The organism is Mesorhizobium sp. M0145 (assembly GCF_040322355.1).
Lineage (GTDB): Bacteria > Pseudomonadota > Alphaproteobacteria > Rhizobiales > Rhizobiaceae > Mesorhizobium.
Genome location: NZ_JAMYTK010000003.1, coordinates 348,800 through 367,546, shown reverse-complemented (window position 1 = coordinate 367,546; position 18,747 = coordinate 348,800). Strand labels below are relative to the sequence as shown.

Below are 18,747 nucleotides of genomic sequence, written 5' to 3'. Positions count from 1 at the left end.
ACGATGGCCGAGATCAGGGTCGAACATCTGAGGAAGGCATTCGGCGATTTCGTCGCCGTGCAGGATTCCAACTTCGTCGTCGAGGACGGCGAATTCTTCGTCATGCTGGGGCCGTCCGGCTGCGGCAAGACGACGACGTTGCGCATGATCGCCGGGCTCGAACTGCCGACCGGCGGCAAGATCCTGCTTGGCGGCGAGGACGTCACCATGCGGCGTGCCCGCGAGCGCGACATCGCCTTCGTCTTCCAGCTGTTCGCGCTCTATCCGCACATGAATGTGCGGAAGAACATCGGCTTTCCACTGCTGGCGCAAGGCATGCCAGGCGCTGAAATCCGGAGCCGAGTGGAGGAGACGGCGAAGCTTTTGCGGATCGACCATCTGCTCAACAAATCGGTCTCCGGGCTTGCCGGCGGCGATCGCCAGCGCGTGGCGCTCGGCCGCGCCATCGTACGGCGGCCAAAATGTTTCCTGATGGATGAGCCGCTCGGCACGCTCGACACCGAATTCCGCGACCTGATGGTCCATGAATTGCGAGAACTGCACAACCGCATCCACGCCACCACCGTCTATGTCACGCATGACCAGATGGAAGCGATGTCGATGGCCGACAAGATCGCGGTGATGAACCACGGCGTCATCGAGCAGTTCGGCACGCCGCGCGAGATCTACGACCGGCCGGCGACGATGTTCGTCGCCGACTTCATCGGCTCGCCGCCGATGAATTTCCTCGGCTTCGGCGGCGGGCTTTCAAAGGGCGCCAGGGAAATTGTTGTGCAAGGCGCGAAGGTGGCCGTGCCGGAGATCCGCGAGGACGTCGCGCCGGCCGATATGGCGCTTGGCATCCGACCGGAGCACATCCGCTTCGACGACGCTTCGAAGCTGCGCGGTGCTATTTATGGCACGGAATATCTCGGCACCACTCAGATCGTGGCGGTGGAGACAGCAGACGGCATCATCAAGGCCAGGGTGCCGGCCGAAATCCGGCTCAATCCGGGCGATCATGTGGGCCTGGCGCTGAGCAGCGCGCGGCTGTCGCTGTTCGCAAAAGGATCCGGCCGTGCGGTGCGCACCGAAATCCATGACTCGGCCTCCCAGGGGAGAGCACATCATGGCTGACGTTCACATCAAAAGCGTGACCAAGGCTTTTGGCGAGCATGTCGCCGTCCACAATCTCGACCTGCATATCGCCGACGGGGAATTCGTCGTGCTGCTCGGGCCGACCGGCGCCGGCAAGACGACGACGCTCAGGCTGATCGCCGGGCTGGAGCGTCCGGAAGCGGGCTCGATCCATATTGCCGGCCACGACACGACGACGCTGTCGCCGGCCGAGCGGGACACCGCTTTCGTGTTCCAGCAATATTCGCTCTATCCGCATCTGTCGGTCTACGACAATCTCGCCTTTCCGCTGCGCTCGCCGGCGCGGAAAATGCCGGAGGACCAGATCCGCCGCCACGTCGAGGACGTGGCCAAGATGGTGCGTATCCACCACAAGCTCTCCAATCGCTCGACCAAACTCTCCGGCGGCGAGATGCAGCGCGTCGCCATCGGCCGCGCGCTGGTGCGCAAACCTTCGATCTACCTAATGGACGAGCCGCTGTCGTCGCTCGACGCCAAGCTGCGTGCCGATCTCAGGCTCGAGCTGAAGCGCATCCAGGCCGAGCTCGGCGCCACAATGCTTTACGTCACGCACGACCAGATCGAAGCGATGACCATGGCCGACCGCATCGGCATCCTCGCCGACGGCGTGCTGGTGCAGATCGGTTCGCCGCGCATGATCTATTCTGAGCCGGCAAACCTTCACGTCGCGGCAAGGCTCGGGCAACCGGCAATCAACTTGTTACCGGTAGGGCTGCTGCCGGATGGCGGCGCGCCGGCGGGAACGAAGACCATCGGAGCGCGCACCGAACACCTCTCGATCGCGAAGGCCGCGAACGGCCAAGCCGACGGTGTCGTCGACTGGGTCGAGCATCTCGGCGACCAGAACCATCTGCACGTGACGGTGGGGACCAGGAAGCTGGTGACGCTGACCGACCCCGACACCGATCTGGCGCGGGGCGACAAGATCATGATCCGCTATCGCTCGCCGCTGTATTTCGGCGCCGACGGGCGAAGGCTGACGTGAGCGGTTTTTTCCTAGCATGCTTGCAATTCCGACTGACGATTTCGGGCACAGAACTGGACGAATTCGATGAAGCATTTTTTCAATCGCAGGGACACGATCGTCACCGAAGCCCTGGACGGCTTTCTCGGCACGACCGGCGTCGGCGATCTCGATCGCCTCGATAGCTATCCCGATATCAAAGTCGTCCTCCGTGCGGACTGGGACAAGAGCAGAGTGAGCATCGTCTCAGGCGGCGGGGCCGGGCACGAACCCGCCCATGCAGGCTTTGTCGGCATGGGCATGCTGACGGCGGCGGTTTCGGGCGAGATCTTTGCTTCGCCGAGCGTGGAAGCGGTGTTGGCGGCGATCCGCGCCGTGACCGGTCCCGCCGGGTGCCTGCTGATCGTCAAGAACTACACGGGCGATCGCCTCAACTTCGGGCTGGCCGCCGAGAAGGCGCGCGCCGAAGGCTTTCGCGTCGAGATGGTGATTGTCGCCGACGACATCGCCCTCCCGGATATTGCCCAGCCGCGCGGCGTTGCCGGCACCTTGTTCGTGCACAAGATCGCCGGCCATCTCTCGGAAGCAGGCAACGATCTGGCGGCGGTCGCAGCGGCGGCGCGGGCCGCGGCGGCGGATATCGTTTCCCTCGGCATATCGCTGTCATCCTGCTCGATCCCCGGTCAGAGCCATGAAGAAAGATTTGGCGCTGACGACGCCGAACTCGGCCTCGGCATTCATGGCGAACCGGGCGTTGAGCGGATTGCGGTGCAAAGTGCCGAAAGACTGGTTGCGATCATATCGGAGCGCCTTGCCGCGCGGCTCGATCCCGCCAGCGACTACGCCTTGCTGATCAACAATCTCGGTTCGGTGCCGCCGCTGGAAATGTTGCTTGTCGCCAATGCGGTGTTGGCTTCACCGCTGGCACGAAAGGTGACGCTGACGATCGGGCCCGGGCAGCTTATGACGGCGCTCAACATGAACGGTTTTTCCCTGTCGCTGATCCGGCTCGATGCGCCGCGCGAAGCGGCGTTGCGAGCGCCGGTCGGGCCTCACGCCTGGATGCCGGCAAGAGCCGTTCGCCCAGTGAGCATCGTCCCGGTGGCCAAAGCCGCCGGCCCGGGCAACGCGTCGAAAGCCAGCCAGGATGCGCGCAGCGAGCGGCTGATCATCGCGATCTGCGAACGGCTGATCTCGCTTGAAGGCACGTTGAACGGACTGGACGCCAAGGCGGGAGACGGCGACACTGGATCGACGGTGGCGGCCGGTGCGCGCAGCGTGCTTGGCCGCCTTGAGACACTGCCGCTCGCCGACCCTGCCGCAACGCTCGCCACCGTGGGCGACATCCTGAGCGCCAGCATGGGCGGCTCCAGCGGCGTGCTGCTGTCGATCTTCTTCACCGCCGCCGCGCAGGCGTTGGCGTCTGGCGCGACTCTTACCAAGGCGTTGCTCGCCGGCCTCGATCGGATGTCCTTCTATGGCGGAGCGAGGGTCGGCGATCGCACGATGATCGATGCCCTGGAACCCGCTTTGAAGGCGCTGGATAGCGGCAGTCTGGAGGACGCGGCGGTCGCGGCGCAACGCGGCGCCGAGGCCACCGCTGCCATGCGCAAGGCCAAGGCTGGGCGGTCCGTCTATATCGGCAGTCATCTCGACGGCGTGGTCGACCCCGGCGCCTTTGCCGTCGCCGAGGTCTTCACTGCCCTCGCCGCGTTGCTAGAAACCGTCTGACGGAGCGGAGGATGCTTCAATTGCCGGATACGCAATTTTCTCGTACTGCCGTCAGCGCAGGGGCCAGGAGCATGGGTGACATGGCGGCAGCGGATCTTTCCAGGCTGATCAAGGCGGCGGCAAACACGATCGCCGCCCATGCCGAAGAGCTGACCAGGCTCGACCAGGCGATCGGCGACGGCGACCATGGGCTCAACATGAAACGCGGCTTCGAGGCAGTGCGGGCCGAGGCTGAGGCGTTCGCGGCAAAGCCGTTGCCCGAGGCGCTGAAGGCGATCGGCACCAAACTGGTGATGACGGTCGGCGGAGCTTCCGGGCCCTTGTTCGGCACGCTGTTCATGGCGCTCGGCAAGGAGATTTCCGCCGTGCCGGATCGCGCCAATCTGGCCGCGGCCTTCGGCAAGGCAATCGAAGCGGTGGCCGCCAGAGGCAAGTCGCAGGCCGGGCAAAAGACCATGCTCGACGTGCTGCAGCCGGTGCATGAAGCCCTGCTGCGGGGAAAGACAGCAGGGGAAATCGTCGATATTGCTGACAATGCAGCCGACGCGACCGTGCCGATGAAGGCCTTGCGCGGACGCGCCTCCTTCCTTGGCGACCGTTCGATCGGCCATATGGATGCCGGAGCACGCTCGACTGCGCTTCTGGTGCGGGCCGTCGCCGAAGCAATCGAGGGGCGCGCATGAGCAATGTCGGCATCGTCATCGTATCGCATTCGCCGCTGGTCGCCGAAGGCACCGCAGACATGGTGCGGCAGATGGTCGGCGACGAAGTGCCGCTTGCATGGTGCGGCGGAAACGGCCATGGCGGGCTGGGAACCAACGTCGAGGCGATCATAGGCGCCATCGACAAGGCCTGGTCGGAGGCGGGTGTCGCAATCCTCGTCGACCTCGGCGGCGCCGAGACCAATAGCGAGATGGCGGTCGAAATGATCGGCGAACCACGCGCCCAGAAGATCATCGTCTGCAATGCGCCGATCGTCGAAGGCGCGGTGATGGCGGCGACCGAGGCTTCCGGCGGCGCCTCGCTCAGGGAAGTGGTGGCGACGGCGCACGAATTGTCGCCGTCGTGAACGAACGGGAATTTTGACAGCATGTCCGCAGCAGCCGAAGCCAGCGTCCTGATCACCCATGAGGTTGGACTGCATGCGCGCCCCTCGGTGAAATTCACCAAGCTTGCCAAGACGTTTTCGGCCGAGGTCGAAGTGGCGGTCGCCGCCAACGGGCCGTGGTTCGACGCCAAGAGCATCGTCAAGGTGATGGCAGCGAAGGCGCCGAAAGGTACTGTCCTGCATATCAGGGCCAAGGGCGACGGCGCCGGCGAGGCGGTCGGCGCGCTGGTCGAGCTGGTGCGGCGCGATTTCGACGAAGGCAAGGACCATGCCCGAACCGCTTAGGCTGCAGGGCATTTCGGCATCGGCCGGCTATGCCGAGGGGCCGCTGTTCGACCTGGATCAGGCTGCTGTGCGTTATGTCCGCAAGGCGAGTGCCGCGGACGAGAAGGCGGCGCTTGAGACCGCCATCTCCATTGCCGCAGGCCGGCTCGCCGCATTGATCGAAACCAGTGACGGCGAGGCGTCCGAGATCCTCGAATTCCAGCTCGCCATGCTGGAGGACGACGCGCTGACCGGTCCGGCCTTTTCGCACATTGCCGAGAGCACAGCCGCTGATAGGGCCTGGCGGCAAGCACTCGACGCCGAGATAGCCGGCTACGAAACATCCGATGAGGACTATTTCCGGGCGCGCGCCGCCGACATGCGCGATATACGCGACCAGGTGCTGCGCGCGCTGACCGGGGGCGGCGACATTGCCGCCCCGGCGGGTGCGATCTTCTACGGCGAGGATATCGCACCGACGCGCTTCCTCGAAACCGACTGGAGTGCCGGCGGCGGCATAGCGCTTAAAGCCGGAAGTGTCGCAAGCCATGTCGCCATGCTGGCGCGATCGCGCGGCGTACCCATGGTAGTGGGTCTTGGGCCGGCCGGGTTCGGTGCTTCGCCGGCTCACCTTGCCGAAATCGCGCTGCTCGACGCTGAGCATGGCGGCATTGTGTTGGCGCCGTCGAAAGCGGAGATCGATGCATTCCGGCGATCATCGTCGTCGTTCGCGGCGCATCGCGACAAAGCGGCAGCCTATCTGACGCGGCCGGCAGCAACGAAGACCGGCGTAGCGGTCCGGGTGCAGGTCAACATCGCCGATCCATCCGATGTCGACAGCATTGATGTCGCGACTTGCGACGGTGTCGGGCTGATGCGGACCGAATTCCTGTTCGGCAAGACGCTGCCGGACGAGGAGACGCAATATCGCGCCTACCGCAAGGTGCTGGAATGGGCAGGCGACAGACCCGTGACCATCCGCACAGTCGATGCGGGCGGCGACAAGCCTGTGCCGGGCCTCACCGTCGAGGAAACCAATCCCTTCCTCGGCCTGCGAGGGATCAGGCTGTCGCTGGCGCGTCCGGAGGTCTTTCGCGTGCAGATCCGCGCCTTGCTATGCGCCGCCGTGCACGGCAATCTGAAGGTGATGTTCCCGATGATCGCCGTCCCGGAAGAGTATGAGCGCGCCGCGACGCTGTTCGCGGAAGAGCAGGCCGGCCTTTCCGCACGCGGTATCGAGCAAAGGATGCCGCCGCTTGGTATCATGGTCGAGGTGCCTTCGGTGGCGATTGCGCCGGAGGCATTCGCCAGGGCCGCTTTCTTCTCGATCGGATCGAACGATTTGACCCAATATGTGATGGCCGCCGCTCGTGACAATGCGTCGGTCGCGCATCTGAATTCCGTCAGGCACCGGGCCGTTCTCCGGCTGATCGCCTCGGTTGCCGGCTTCGGCCGCGAGCATAAGATCCCGGTCAGCCTGTGTGGCGATGCCGGCGGCGACCCAGCCTCGATCCCGGCGCTGCTCGAAGCCGGCCTGCGTGATCTCTCCGTCGCTCCCGCCCAACTCGCCATGGCCAAGGCGGCCATCGCGGACATGTCGATCTAGGCGCCGGCATGGCAGACAAGGCGTCTCAATCCGGCCCCGAAGAGGCGATCCGCGCCTACAAGACGATCCTGTCGCAGGTGATCGACCAGCGCCCGTCCGGCATGCGCCAGCGCCTCGCTGATGCGCTGGGCAAGCATCGCAGCTTCGTCACGCAGATTTCCAGCCCGGCCTATTCGACGCCGATCCCGTCGAAGCATTTGCCGGCTATCTTCTCCGTCTGCCATTTCAGCCCGGCCGAACGCGATCATTTCCTTGAGGCCTACCATCGGGCGCATCCGGGAAAGATGTCGCTGGCCGCAGGCTTGCGCAAGACACGCCATGTCTCGCTGATCGTTCCCGATTTCGGCGACGACAAGCAGAACGCGGCGCTCGACCGGGCGGTCAACGATTTCATCCAGAAGATCACCAGCATCGCCGGCAAGGGCAGCTGACGCTGGGCTATTTCGGGAGGACGGCCATGAAGAAATTTTTGAATTCGGTCGATACGGTGCTGACCGAGAGCCTCGACGGCTTCGTTGCCGCGCATGCCGATATCCTGGCGCTTGGCGAGGAACACAAATTTGTCCGCCGCAAGCTGCTCACACCGGGCAAGGTGGCGCTGATCTCCGGCGGCGGCTCGGGTCACGAGCCGCTACATGGCGGGTTCGTCGGGCACGGCATGCTGGATGCGGCCTGCCCCGGCCAGGTATTCACCTCGCCAACGCCTGACCAGATGATGGCGGCGGCCGAAGTCGTCAATACGGGCGCCGGCTGCCTGTTCATCGTCAAGAACTACGAGGGCGACGTGATGAATTTCGACATGGCCGCTGAAATGTCGGAAGGCGTGATGCAAATCGTGACCAATGACGACGTTGCGGTCGAAAACTCGTCCTACACCACCGGCCGGCGCGGCGTCGCCGGCACGCTGGTGGTCGAGAAAATCGTCGGCGCGGCGGCCGAACAAGGCATGGCACTGGAGCCGTTGAAGGCGCTCGGCGAGCGCGTCAACGGCGCGACGCGCTCGATGGGCGTGGCGCTGACCAGTTGCACCGTGCCGGCGGCGGGCAAGCCGACCTTCAATATCGGCGATGGCGAGATGGAGTTCGGGGTCGGCATCCACGGCGAGCCTGGGAGGCGGCGCGACACATTGAAAAGCGCCGATGCTATCGCCGAGGAGATCTGTACCGCAATCCTGGGTGACCTGGGCGACGGTGCCAGAGGCCAGGCGCTACTCTTCGTCAACGGCTTTGGCGGCACACCGTTGATGGAGCTTTATCTGATGTACAACAGCGCCCGCAAAATCTTCGAGAAGCACGGCGTGACGGTGACCCGGTCGCTGGTCGGGTCCTATGTGACCTCGCTCGACATGGCCGGCTGTTCGATCACGCTGAGCATGCTCGACGACGAGGCGGCTGTTTGGTGGGATGCACCGGTACATACGGCCGCGCTGCGCTGGGGCATGTAGCGGCGGAGAATGCCCCAGAAATAGTCGGTGACAAGACCGGTATCGGCAACGCCGCGCATCGCCAGACAGTTGCCCTCCTCACCCTGCGTAAGATAAAGAATCTGCGGGTTTGGGGAGTTCGAGCATGCGTTACAATTGGGATCGGGCGCCGACGGGTTTCGAGCGCCATGGAAAGGTGCTGGCAGCCGCCTTGCTGATCGTCGGCGGGGTCGGACTTATGCTCGCTGCCCTCCCGCTTTAGGGACAACAAACTCGGGTAGCGGACTACGTCTCAGCGCGTTGCCTCAGTGCGCCTGGCCAGTCACGGCGATGAAACGGCGGTCGCGCCCTTCAAATCCCTGGCTGAAGCGCTGCACGAGCACCGCAAGCACGCCCGGTTTTCCATCCGGGGTGAATGCGTAAGATTCCGACAGGCTGTAGGAAGTCGGGCAATTCCTCGAACCGGGCACCGCCTTGTCCTCATGCAGCAGCTTGATCGGCTTGCCGTCCTGACCCTGCAGCGTCAGGCGAAAGCCGAGCGCCTTGCCGGTCGTTTCGCCTTGCTGCGTCGCGTCGAAACTCGCTGAACAATCCGCCGTGCTGTCGGCACGGATCTGCTCGAGCTGGATGGTGCCAAGCTCGTCATAGGCCGGCGAAAGCCATTTTTGCGAAACCTGCTCGAGGCGCGCAATGTCATTGTAGGCGACCATGTCGTCGGGAAAGGTGAACCTGTCCAAGGCAGTCCGCTCGCCGCGCGGCGCGATGGCATATTTGGCCAGCAAGGGCGCCGCCAGTTCGGCGGCCTGTGCCCTCGCCTGCGCAAGCGTCAATGTCGAATCCTCCGTCTCGTCGGCGATGACGATCGGCTTGCCGCCGACGAACTCATCGGTCCGCGTGTCGATGATCTCGATCTCCGACCAGCCCGAATCCGAAGCACCGGCATCGAGCGTGCCGTACTGTTCGAAGGCGAAGTAGTTGCCGTCTGGCGAAAAGCCGATGACGCGCCGGGCCGCCGCGTCGCCTGCCTGAGCAGCTGAAGCGAGCACCACCGCCAGCGTCGCAACCGCGGCAAACCCAAGCTCATATCGCAATTTCATCGCGCCCTGCCCCTAATGCCGAAAATTCGAACGATACCGGCCCCCAGACCACCATGACCCGCACTTGCGGCCAAGTTAGAACGACAGCAAACGAAACGCACAAATACATGGTTACACAAACCAGCATACGCTATTTCAAGGACAGCAAACATTCCTGGGGAGGAAGCTGGATGGCGTCACGCTACCACGAGGTCTATGACGGCTGGAAACGCGACCCGGAAAAATTCTGGGCCGATGCCGCCGGCGCAATCGACTGGTTCTCGCCCTTCGAGACGGTGTTCGACGCCAATGCCGGCGTCTATGGCAGGTGGTTCGTTGGCGCCTCGTGCAACACCTGCTTCAATGCCGTCGATCGTCATGTGGCGGGCGGCCGTGCCGACCAGATCGCGTTGATCCATGACAGCGCGATTTCGGGCACAATCAGGAAATTCACGTATGCCGAGTTGAAGCGCGAGGTGGTCGCGCTGACCTCGGTGCTCAAGAATCGTGGCATCCAAAAAGGCGATCGCGTCATCATCTACATGCCGATGGTACCGGAAGCAGCCTTCGCAATGCTTGCCTGTGCGCGGATCGGCGCCGTGCATTCGGTGGTCTTCGGCGGCTTTGCCTCGCATGAGCTCGCCACCCGCATCGACGACGCCAAGCCGAAGCTGATCATCTCCGCTTCCTGCGGCCTGGAGCCAGGGCGCGTCGTTGCCTATAAGCCGCTGCTCGACAAGGCGATCGAGATGTCGCGGCACAAGCCGGAAAGCTGCCTTATCCTGCAGCGCGACCAACTGCGCTGCGAACTCAGGGAAAACCACGATATCGACTATGCCGACGCCGTGGCGCGGGAGCGGGCCGCGGGTGCCAATGTCGACTGTGTTCCGGTGCTTGCCACCGATCCGCTCTACATCATCTACACGTCGGGCACGACCGGCCAGCCGAAGGGAATCGTGCGCGACAATGGCGGCCATATGGTCGCGCTGAAATGGTCGATGGAAAACGAGTTCGGCGTCAAGCCGGGCGAAGTGTTCTGGGCGGCTTCCGATGTCGGCTGGGTGGTCGGCCATTCCTATATCGTCTACGGCCCGCTGCTGCATGGCTGCACAACGATCCTGTTCGAGGGCAAGCCGGTCGGCACGCCCGATGCCGGCACCTATTGGCGTGTGATCGCCGAGCATGGCGTCGTCGCGCTGTTCACCGCGCCAACCGCCTTTCGCGCCATCAAAGGACAGGACCCGAAGGGCGAATTCGTCCCGAAATACGACCTGTCCAAATTCCGGACGCTGTTCCTCGCCGGCGAGCGCGCCGATCCGGAAACCATCAAATGGGCGGAGCAGAAATTGACCGTGCCGGTGATCGACCATTGGTGGCAGACCGAGACCGGCTCGCCGATGACCATCAACCCCGCCGGACTGGGCCTGCTGCCGGTCAAATACGGCTCGCCCGGCGTGCCGATGCCCGGTTATGACATCCGCGTGCTCGACGATGCCGGGCATGAGGTCAAGCGTGGTACGCTTGGAAATGTCGTGGTGAGATTGCCGTTGCCCCCCGGCTGCCTGCCGACGCTGTGGAATGCCGACGAGCGGTTTCGCCAAGCCTATCTCGACGAGTTCCCCGGCTTCTACAAAACCGCGGATGCCGGCATGATGGACGAGGACGGCTATCTCTATGTCATGGCTCGCACCGACGACATCATCAATGTCGCCGGCCACCGGCTATCGACCGGCGCCATGGAGGAGGTTCTGGCCGCGCATCCCGACGTCGCCGAATGCGCCGTCGTCGGTATTGCCGATGCTATGAAAGGCCAGGTTCCACTCGGCTTCGTCGTGCTGAATGCCGGCGTCGACCGCGACGCCGGCATCATCGAAAACGAGGTTGTCACCCTGGTGCGCGAACGGATCGGCCCGGTCGCTGCCTTCAAGACGGTGGTGACGATCAAGCGCCTGCCGAAGACGCGCTCCGGCAAGATCCTGCGCGGCACCATGCAGAAGATCGCCGACAAGGAGGAATGGACCATGCCGGCAACGATCGACGACCCGGCCATCCTCGACGAGATCACCGCCGCGCTGAACCGCCGCGGCATCGGCCTGTAATGGGCGCCGAAGCCGAGTTGCGTCCGAAGCTCCGGTATGGAACGACCGGCGCCGGACGTGGTATCCACGCGCGGTGTCGTCATGTTGTTTCGGAATCGAGACGCACCCACAGCCATGCGAGACGCCATACGTGACCCTGTTCCAGCGATCGAGAAAGCCCCAGGCCGCGGCACGCCAGCGGCTGGAGATCGATATGCGGGGCGCAGTCGTCTATGCGATCGGCGACGTGCATGGCTGCTACAAGGAACTCCGCGCCCTGGAGCAGAAGATCGTGCTCGATTCGGCGCCCTTCGAAGGGCGCAAGCTCATAATCATGCTTGGCGACTACGTCGATCGTGGACCCCAGTCGGCGCGTGTGCTCGATCATCTGCTGGCGCCACCGCTCCGTGATTTCCAGCGCATCTGCCTTGCCGGCAACCACGAAGTCGTGATGCTGAACTACGTCGACGGGATCATTTCGAGAGAGTCGTGGCTGGCGATAGGCGGCCTGCAAACGCTGTTTTCCTACGGCGTCGACCCGTCGCGCATGGCCGATCTCTATGGGTCAAGCGAGGAGGTCGACAAGCGCATTCGGGAAGTCATTCCAGCCGACCACATTAGCTTCATGCGCGCGCTGCCGGTCATGGTCTGTTCGGCGAAATTCGTGTTCGTCCATGCCGGCATCAGGCCCGGCATCGAGCTGGCCGCGCAGGACGAGGACGACCTGCTGAATATCCGTTCGGACTTCTTCGACGCTGCGCATCTTCTCGACCGCTATGTCGTGCACGGACATACGCCGGTCGACACTCCGAAGCTCGAGGGACGCCGGCTTGGCATAGACACCGGCGCCTTCCAAACCGGCCAGCTGACCGCCCTCAGGATCGTCGACAACCGCGCCAGGTTGATATTTTCCTGAGCGCGATGTCGTCGCTCAGGCGGCTGCCCTGGTGCGCGCTTCCGATTTTTCCAGATAGTAGCTCGAATATTTGTCGAAGAATTTTTCCGAGCCGCCGATCGCGCCATATTTGGCCAGCTTCTTCAGTTCGACCTTGTTCAGCACCGCGCCAATGATCTTCTTGGCGATGTAGGGCTCCGAGCTGAGCATGGATTGCACCATCGCACGCGGCGTGCGTCCCCACTCGGTGACCAGCACGAAGCCGTCGACAAGCGGAGCGAAGGCCTTGGCGTCGACGACAGGCCCGAGCGGCGGCAGATCGACGATGATGTATTCGAAGGTTTCCTTGGCGTTATCGATGAAACGCCGCATGCCGGCTGAAGACAGAAGCTCGCTGGTATGCGAAAACTGGCCACGCAGGACGGCCGGGATGATAGCCAGCTTGGTCTGCCGGTCGATCTTGCCGACCGACTGCCATGTCTGCCCGCTCACCACAGCTTCCATCAGGCCCTGCTCGGCCTCCATACCGAGGCTGCGGCTGAGGCCGGGATTGCGCAGGTCGCCATCGATCAGCAGCGTTTTCGATCCGTTGACGGCAAGCAGCCCGGCAAGATTGGCCGCCACCGTCGACTTGCCCTCGCCGGGAAGCACCGAGACCACGCCGATGACCCGGCTGCCCTGGCCCTCCATCACGACGTCGAAGGCGATCTTGGCGTTGCGCAGCGTCTCGGAGAACATCGATGCCGGGGCATCGACGGTTACCCGCATCCGCGCACGTTTTTCGGCTGCCGACAATGTTTTGGAGGGCTGGGATTTGGAGGACTTGGCGGTCTTGGATTCAACGACTTTGACGTCAGGCTGACCGCCATTGCGTTGCTCATCCTTGCCAGCCTTGCCGATGACCGGGAGATAGCCGAGGAATTTGAGGCCGACACGGTCGCGCACATCCTCGCCGGTCCTGAAGAAGCGTTCCCTGAATTCATTCAGACCACCAACCCCTGCCCCTATCATTATGCCAAGCGCCAGCGAAAGCCCCAGCACGATGGCCGTTCGCGGGGTTGCGGCCGACTGCGGCATCGTCGCGTCCGAGATGACCCGGATCTTGCCGACCGGGAAGGATTGCTGCTGGGCGGCCTCCTCATAGCGGTTCAGGAACGTCTGGTAGAGCGTCGACAGCGCCGTCGCCTTTTGGTCCAGCTCACGCAGCTTGACCTGCGACTGGTTGTCGATGGAGCTCTTGCCAGCCGCCAAGGCGACATTTGCGCGGAGCGCGGTTTCGCGCGCCAGAGCGACCTCGTATTCGTTGCGGTAGCTTTCGGTCAGTTGCTTCAGCTCGCCGAAAATCTGCGCCGATATGTCGGCCTTCTCCTTGGCGAGCGCGACGGCCTGCGGATGTTGCGGGCCGAAATTGGCTTCGACGTCCTGCTGCCGCTTGGCGACGGCGAGATAGCGGTTCTTCAGCGTCGTGATGACGGAGCTGCTCGGCTGGTCGTTCGATATCGCGGCGTCCTTGAATGCATTGTCCGAGCCGCTTTCGACGATCGACTTGTACTGCTGATAGCGGGCGCCGGCACGTGCGGTATCGGCCTGCGCGACGATCAGCTGGGTGTTGAGATCGGACAATTGCTTGTCGCTGATCAGCTGGCCGTCATTGACGGCCAATCCGTGTTCGGCCCTGAACTTTTCGACCGCTAGTGCAGCCGACTGGGAGCTCTCACGAAGCTCGGTCAGCCGGCCTTGCAGCCAGACCGCCGCCCGCTCGGTGGCGTCGAAGCTGGCATCGAGCTGATCGGCGAGATAGGCGTCGGCATAGGCCTTGGTGATGGCGGTCGCAAGCGCCGGATCGGTCGCCTGGAAGGAGATGCTGATGACAAAGCTTCGGCCGATCCGCTCGGCGTCGAGTTGGTTCTGCAGTTTGAAGATTGCGTAGTCGCGGGGCGACGACGATGCGGTGATCGCGTCACGCGTCGCAGCATCAAGCTGAGTGACATCGGTTGTGCTAGCGGCGCGCTTGGGGCGGACAGACTGGATGATACCGCGCACAAAGCCAGAAACCTTCGACAGGGCCGATGTCGGAGGGTTCATGAAAGCGTCGTTCTGATCGAGCTTCAGCTTGTCGACGACCACCCCCGCCAGCCTGGCCGACTGCAGAATTTCGATCTGGCTCAGAACGGCGGAGTCGGTCTGCATGCTGACCGACGCCGCCGAAATGTCGTCGACGACCTTGTTCAATCCTTCGTCGATCAGCACGCTGCTCGTCGCCACATAGGTAGGAGGCGTCGTCTGCAAGTAGAGCACGCCAAGAAAGAGACCGATGACGGCGCAGGCGGCAACCACTTTCGCCTGCCGCGCGGCCATGCCAAGCAGGCGCTCGATGTCGATGAAGTCTTCGGCGTTTGCCGCATTTGAAGCCGGCAATGGCGTCCTCTTGTCGACAGGAAAATTGGCATAGTTCATCTTCGGTCCAATTCTAGTTTGCAGGCGCTACCGCCTCGAAGGTCGGGACATAGGGTGCAAACCTTGCGCCGGACAGTGCGCGTTACGCGCGGCGCAACGGCCTGTCCTGCGTCATCAGCCGCACCCACAATGCCTCGAAAAAATGGACATTATGCGGCTTCTTCCCGACGCTGATGCGACCGGACGAATTCCTGCAGCATCTCGAAGATCGGGCCCTTCATGTCCTCCCGCGCCAGCGCGAAAGCGACATTGGCCTGAATGAAGCCCTCCTTCGAACCGCAGTCGAACATGCGGCCGTCGAAAGGCTGGGCGAAGAAGGCCTGGGTCTGTGCGAGACGCACCATTGCGTCGGTCAGTTGTATCTCGTTGCCGGCGCCGCGCTGCTGGCTGGCCAGCAACGAGAATATCTCGGGCTGCAGGATGTAGCGGCCGTTGATGTAGAAGTTCGATGGCGCGTTGGCAGGAGCCGGCTTTTCGACCATGGCCGTCACCTCGAAGCCCGTGCCGACATCAGCGCCGCGCCCGACAATGCCGTATTTGCTGGTCTCGGTCGGATCGCAACGCTCGACGGCGATAACGTTTGCGCCAGTCTGCGCATAAAGATCGGCGACCTCGGCGAGACACCCGCGCCCGCCGAAGGACACCATGTCCGGCAAAAGCAATGCGAAGGGCTCGTCACCGATGACTTCGCGCGCGCACCAGACGGCATGGCCGAGGCCTTGCGGCGACTGCTGGCGGATGAAGCTCGTCGCGCCGGCGACGGGAAGCAGGCTTTCAAGCGATTCGAGTTGCGCCTTCTTGCCGCTCTGCTCCAGGGTTCCGATCAGTTCAGGATGCAGGTCGAAATAGTCCTCGATCACCGCCTTGTTGCGGCCGGTGACGAAGACGATGTGCTCGATGCCGGCCTCGAACGCCTCGTCAACCGCATATTGCACGACAGGCCTGTCGACCACCGGCAGCATTTCCTTCGGCATGGACTTGGTCGCCGGCAGGAACCGCGTTCCGAGCCCCGCCACCGGTATGACTGCCTTCCTGACTTTTTTCATTGCATGTTCCTTCTGAGGAGATCGATTTCAACCCTGTCGCAGGCGGCGAAACTGTCTTCATTCACCTGCAGCCCTTCACCTCCCCGCCACCACGGCAAACTGTGCCGCTACCCTTCGCAGCCGGACGGCGATCGGCATGCTCATATGCCGAACCGCCGCCGGATCGCTGAGCGCCGTCCATATCGCCTTGAGCGGGGACCGCGCCTTGATGTGCTGGACCAGCGACAGGAATGATGCCGCCCGGCGCAGGCTGCGAGCGCGCCTGGCGAACGCCGCCTCGGCCGCAGCATCCATGGAATGGGTCGCGGCGAAGGTGGCATCGGCCCTGCGCATCGCCTCGACGTGATGAAGTTCGAGCACCCGGGAGATGGAGCCGGTGCGAATGTGGTAGATATAGCCCGTCGTCGGCTCGACCACGCATTTGCCCCCCTTGGCCAGAGCACTGGCCAGGAGGATATAGTCTTCGCCAATGATCAGGCTTTCATCGTAATGCAGCCCGTTCTCGTTCAGGAACCGGCGCTGGAAGATCGGCTTGAGGTAGCCGAGATTGAACCTCGATTCGAAGAGGACATTGCCGCCGATGAAATCCGCCAGCGAGATTTCACCGAGGCCTTCCAGATAGTCGGCCGGGAACATCGTCTCTTCGGCAACGCCATCCTCGCGAACGACCTGCAGATTATCGACCGCGATCTCGGCGCCCGCTTTCTCCGCGCGTTCGATCATGGTGCAGATTCGCCCGGGATAGACCGCGTCGTCCGAATCTAGGACCGCGACCCACCTGCCGCGGGCAAGCTCAAGGCCGGCATTCCTGGCGCCGCCGGGGCCACGGTTTTGCTCAAGCGCGACAACGCGTACGATGTCTTCGGGGTAGGATCTCGCCAGGTCGAGCGTCCGGTCGCGCGACTTGTCGTCGACGACGATGACCTCGACGCTGATATTGCGCTGGGCGACGGCACTGGCAATCGCCCGATCGATGGTCGCCTCGGCATTGTAGGCGGCAATCACGAAGCTCACGTCAGGCTGCACGCTTGCCCCCTTGCTGCGGCGAAGACAGGCCGTATTGGCGGATTTCACGAACCCCGACGAGGCCGCTGACGACGCCGACATGCATAATGCCGCGAAGCAGGCTGCGGTTCCGGCGTACGGGGTCGATGGCGACCGGAATTGCCGACAGGAAACTGTAGGCGGCCTTTGCCGCGGCAATGCCGACCTGCTTGAGCCGGGCAAGGCCGTGTGCGTTGCGCCCCAGAAGATGACCGTGCGTCTGCCCAACGCGGAACCGGCGGCGGCCGAGCCAGTCGAATGCCGCCCTGGCAGGTGGCACCGCTTCGTCGACCCAAGCCTCCGGCGAAAAGGCGATGCGGCCGCCGGCCTTGACCATCTGGTCGAAGAATTCCGTATCTTCGCCGCCGGTCTGGCCACGTGCCAGGCTGAAGCGCCGGCCGCGCAGGCTCTCAGCGCCAATCCTGAGCAGGACGTTGCAGGTGTAGCCGGTGCGGATTTCGCCGCTCACCCAGACCGGCAAGGTCGAGTGGAAATCGCCTTTGCGCATCCAGGCGGGCGCATCCGGCAGGTAACGGGCTTGCACCGGCCCAAGCACCGTCGCAGCACCTGTTGCTTCCGCCGTCGCCACCAGTTCGGCAAGCCAGCCAGCGGTGGCCGTCTCGTCGTCGTCGATAAAGGCGACGAAATCCGCCGCACTGGTATCGAGGCAAGCGTTGCGCGCGATCGAGATGTTGCGGGCCGGGGCGTGCCGGTAGGTCACCGGCAGCTTCAACTCCCCCGCCAGCTTGGCGACCAGCGTTTCGGCCGTCGGCGTATCGTCGTTGTCGGCGATGACGATACCGACGTCGAACCCCGCGGGCATGTCCATGGCCGCTATGGAGCGAAGCGTGTCGGCAAGCTCCGGCCGGCGGAATGTGCAGACGCAGATATCGATGCTTCGATTTTTCCTGACCGGGTCCATCACGCTACCCCGCGCTGCGGTCGCGGTGCGAGCAGTTGCAGCCAGAAACCGACCGACCAGCCGAAATGCATGACCATTGCCGAGACCCCGGCAAGCGCAATGTCGGCTTTGCGCTGGCTGACGGCGGTCCAAAAGCCGTAGCCGAGGCAGACCGACGCCCATAGCAAAAGCGGCACGGCCGCCAGCCAGTGGACGAAGGAAAAGGCGGCGAGAAGAACCACGGGGAACACTAGAAGCGGCACCATCTGCCGGATCTTCGGGATCATGCGGTGCTTGAGAACGTTCTTCGCCCGGCCACGGCCATAGCCGAGATATTGAAAATAGAGGCCCTTCAGCGAGGAGCGCGGGTAGTAGACCATTTGCGTCTTGCCGGTCATCCAGATGCGGTAGCCGGCCTGGCGGAGCCGATAGTCGAGTTCGGCATCCTCATTGTGGCTGAAGGTTTCGTCATAGCCGCCGACCGCGGTGAAGGCCGATATCCGTATCAGTGCGTGGTGGCCATGATCGACCCATTCCCCCGCCGAAAGATGCCGGTGCTTGGAGCCGCCGGTGCCGAGCCTGGAGTTCTGCGCCGCTGCCGCTGCTTTCTGAACCATGCCGCTGCCGCTGGTCAGCATTGAGACGACGACCGAATCCGCACCGGTGGCTTGCGCTTCTTCGACCAGCCGGTCGCAATAATCCGCTGGATAGCCGCCATGCGCGTCGATGCGAATGAGATAGTCGACGCCTTCCCCGAACCTGGCGACGGCGAGATTGATTGCCGCGCTCTGCAAGCGCTTTTCATTGTGCAGCAGGATCACCCGCTGATCTTTTGCGGCGATGTCCGCGACGATCGTCCTGGTGCCGTCCGTGCTGCCGCCATCGGCAACGATGATCACGGCGCCCAGCCTCTCGGCCGCAGGGCGGAGCTCTCGAAGCAACGCGCCGATATGGGCCGCTTCGTTCAGGCACGGAACCACGATCATGCAGGATGGAATTTCGGTTTGCGTCATCGGC

The 18,747-nt window shown here is 63.5% G+C and carries 17 protein-coding genes; 11 read left to right on the top strand and 6 right to left on the bottom strand.

Features of this window, described 5'->3' with window-relative positions; translation table 11 throughout:
- Positions 1-3: 3 nt before the first annotated feature.
- From NKJ28_RS08760 to dhaK, 9 genes are all read left to right on the top strand, one after another.
- On the top strand, positions 4-1,116 hold the full coding sequence (locus NKJ28_RS08760; protein WP_352634994.1) for an ABC transporter ATP-binding protein: 1,113 nt from the start codon (positions 4-6) through the stop codon (positions 1,114-1,116).
- Positions 1,109-2,122 carry an ABC transporter ATP-binding protein gene (locus tag NKJ28_RS08755; RefSeq protein ID WP_352634992.1) on the top strand — a complete coding sequence of 338 codons (1,014 nt, stop codon included), beginning with the start codon at positions 1,109-1,111 and terminating at the stop codon, positions 2,120-2,122. Before NKJ28_RS08760 ends, NKJ28_RS08755 begins: the two co-directional genes overlap by 8 nt.
- 66 nt (positions 2,123-2,188) lie before the next feature.
- Positions 2,189-3,832, top strand: a complete 1,644-nt coding sequence (locus NKJ28_RS08750) for a dihydroxyacetone kinase subunit DhaK (RefSeq protein ID WP_352634991.1) — start codon at positions 2,189-2,191, stop codon at positions 3,830-3,832.
- A gap of 80 nt (positions 3,833-3,912) precedes the next feature.
- Positions 3,913-4,515, top strand: coding sequence for a dihydroxyacetone kinase subunit DhaL (gene dhaL, locus NKJ28_RS08745; RefSeq protein WP_352634990.1), 603 nt, complete (start codon positions 3,913-3,915; stop codon positions 4,513-4,515).
- On the top strand, positions 4,512-4,901 hold the full coding sequence (dhaM, locus tag NKJ28_RS08740) for a dihydroxyacetone kinase phosphoryl donor subunit DhaM (protein WP_352522589.1): 390 nt from the start codon (positions 4,512-4,514) through the stop codon (positions 4,899-4,901). The genes dhaL and dhaM overlap by 4 nt, the downstream gene beginning before the upstream one ends.
- A gap of 21 nt (positions 4,902-4,922) precedes the next feature.
- Positions 4,923-5,225 carry an HPr family phosphocarrier protein gene (locus NKJ28_RS08735; protein WP_352522588.1) on the top strand — a complete coding sequence of 101 codons (303 nt, stop codon included), beginning with the start codon at positions 4,923-4,925 and terminating at the stop codon, positions 5,223-5,225.
- Positions 5,209-6,810 carry a phosphoenolpyruvate--protein phosphotransferase gene (gene ptsP / locus NKJ28_RS08730; protein ID WP_352634988.1) on the top strand — a complete coding sequence of 534 codons (1,602 nt, stop codon included), beginning with the start codon at positions 5,209-5,211 and terminating at the stop codon, positions 6,808-6,810. The genes NKJ28_RS08735 and ptsP overlap by 17 nt, the downstream gene beginning before the upstream one ends.
- Positions 6,811-6,818: 8 nt before the next feature.
- On the top strand, positions 6,819-7,241 hold the full coding sequence (locus tag NKJ28_RS08725) for a hypothetical protein (protein WP_023676327.1): 423 nt from the start codon (positions 6,819-6,821) through the stop codon (positions 7,239-7,241).
- 26 nt (positions 7,242-7,267) lie between these two features.
- Positions 7,268-8,254, top strand: a complete 987-nt coding sequence (gene dhaK / locus NKJ28_RS08720) for a dihydroxyacetone kinase subunit DhaK (protein WP_023676326.1) — start codon at positions 7,268-7,270, stop codon at positions 8,252-8,254.
- A 284-nt stretch (positions 8,255-8,538) separates the two neighbouring features.
- Here dhaK and NKJ28_RS08715 read toward each other — a convergent pair whose 3' ends face one another.
- Positions 8,539-9,330 carry a DUF2259 domain-containing protein gene (locus NKJ28_RS08715; protein ID WP_023676324.1) on the bottom strand — a complete coding sequence of 264 codons (792 nt, stop codon included), beginning with the start codon at positions 9,328-9,330 and terminating at the stop codon, positions 8,539-8,541.
- A gap of 170 nt (positions 9,331-9,500) precedes the next feature.
- On the opposite strand from NKJ28_RS08715, the gene NKJ28_RS08710 reads away from it, so the two are divergent.
- Together NKJ28_RS08710 and NKJ28_RS08705 are read left to right on the top strand one after the other, a co-directional pair.
- Positions 9,501-11,408: a propionyl-CoA synthetase gene (locus tag NKJ28_RS08710; RefSeq protein WP_352591113.1), complete on the top strand. Its 1,908-nt coding sequence runs from the start codon at positions 9,501-9,503 to the stop codon at positions 11,406-11,408.
- A gap of 193 nt (positions 11,409-11,601) precedes the next feature.
- A complete protein-coding gene (locus NKJ28_RS08705) occupies positions 11,602-12,303 on the top strand; it encodes a metallophosphoesterase family protein (protein ID WP_352591110.1) in 702 nt (233 codons plus the stop codon).
- A 15-nt stretch (positions 12,304-12,318) separates the two neighbouring features.
- On the opposite strand, the gene NKJ28_RS08700 is transcribed toward NKJ28_RS08705, so the two are convergent.
- From NKJ28_RS08700 to NKJ28_RS08680, 5 genes are all read right to left on the bottom strand, one after another.
- Entirely contained in the window at positions 12,319-14,739 is a 2,421-nt protein-coding gene (locus NKJ28_RS08700; RefSeq protein ID WP_352634987.1) for a polysaccharide biosynthesis tyrosine autokinase, read from the bottom strand.
- 149 nt (positions 14,740-14,888) lie between these two features.
- On the bottom strand, positions 14,889-15,785 hold the full coding sequence (locus NKJ28_RS08695; RefSeq protein ID WP_023676320.1) for a UTP--glucose-1-phosphate uridylyltransferase: 897 nt from the start codon (positions 15,783-15,785) through the stop codon (positions 14,889-14,891).
- Between the two features lie 75 nt (positions 15,786-15,860).
- Positions 15,861-16,811 carry a glycosyltransferase family 2 protein gene (locus NKJ28_RS08690; protein WP_352634985.1) on the bottom strand — a complete coding sequence of 317 codons (951 nt, stop codon included), beginning with the start codon at positions 16,809-16,811 and terminating at the stop codon, positions 15,861-15,863.
- The gene (locus tag NKJ28_RS08685) at positions 16,801-17,751 is read right to left on the bottom strand and encodes a glycosyltransferase family 2 protein (RefSeq protein WP_352577813.1); all 951 of its coding nucleotides are present in this window, start codon (positions 17,749-17,751) and stop codon (positions 16,801-16,803) included. Before NKJ28_RS08685 ends, NKJ28_RS08690 begins: the two co-directional genes overlap by 11 nt.
- Positions 17,751-18,743 (bottom strand): glycosyltransferase family 2 protein, encoded by a 993-nt coding sequence (locus NKJ28_RS08680; protein WP_352634984.1) that lies wholly within the window; start codon positions 18,741-18,743, stop codon positions 17,751-17,753. The genes NKJ28_RS08685 and NKJ28_RS08680 overlap by 1 nt, the downstream gene beginning before the upstream one ends.
- Positions 18,744-18,747: the final 4 nt, after the last annotated feature.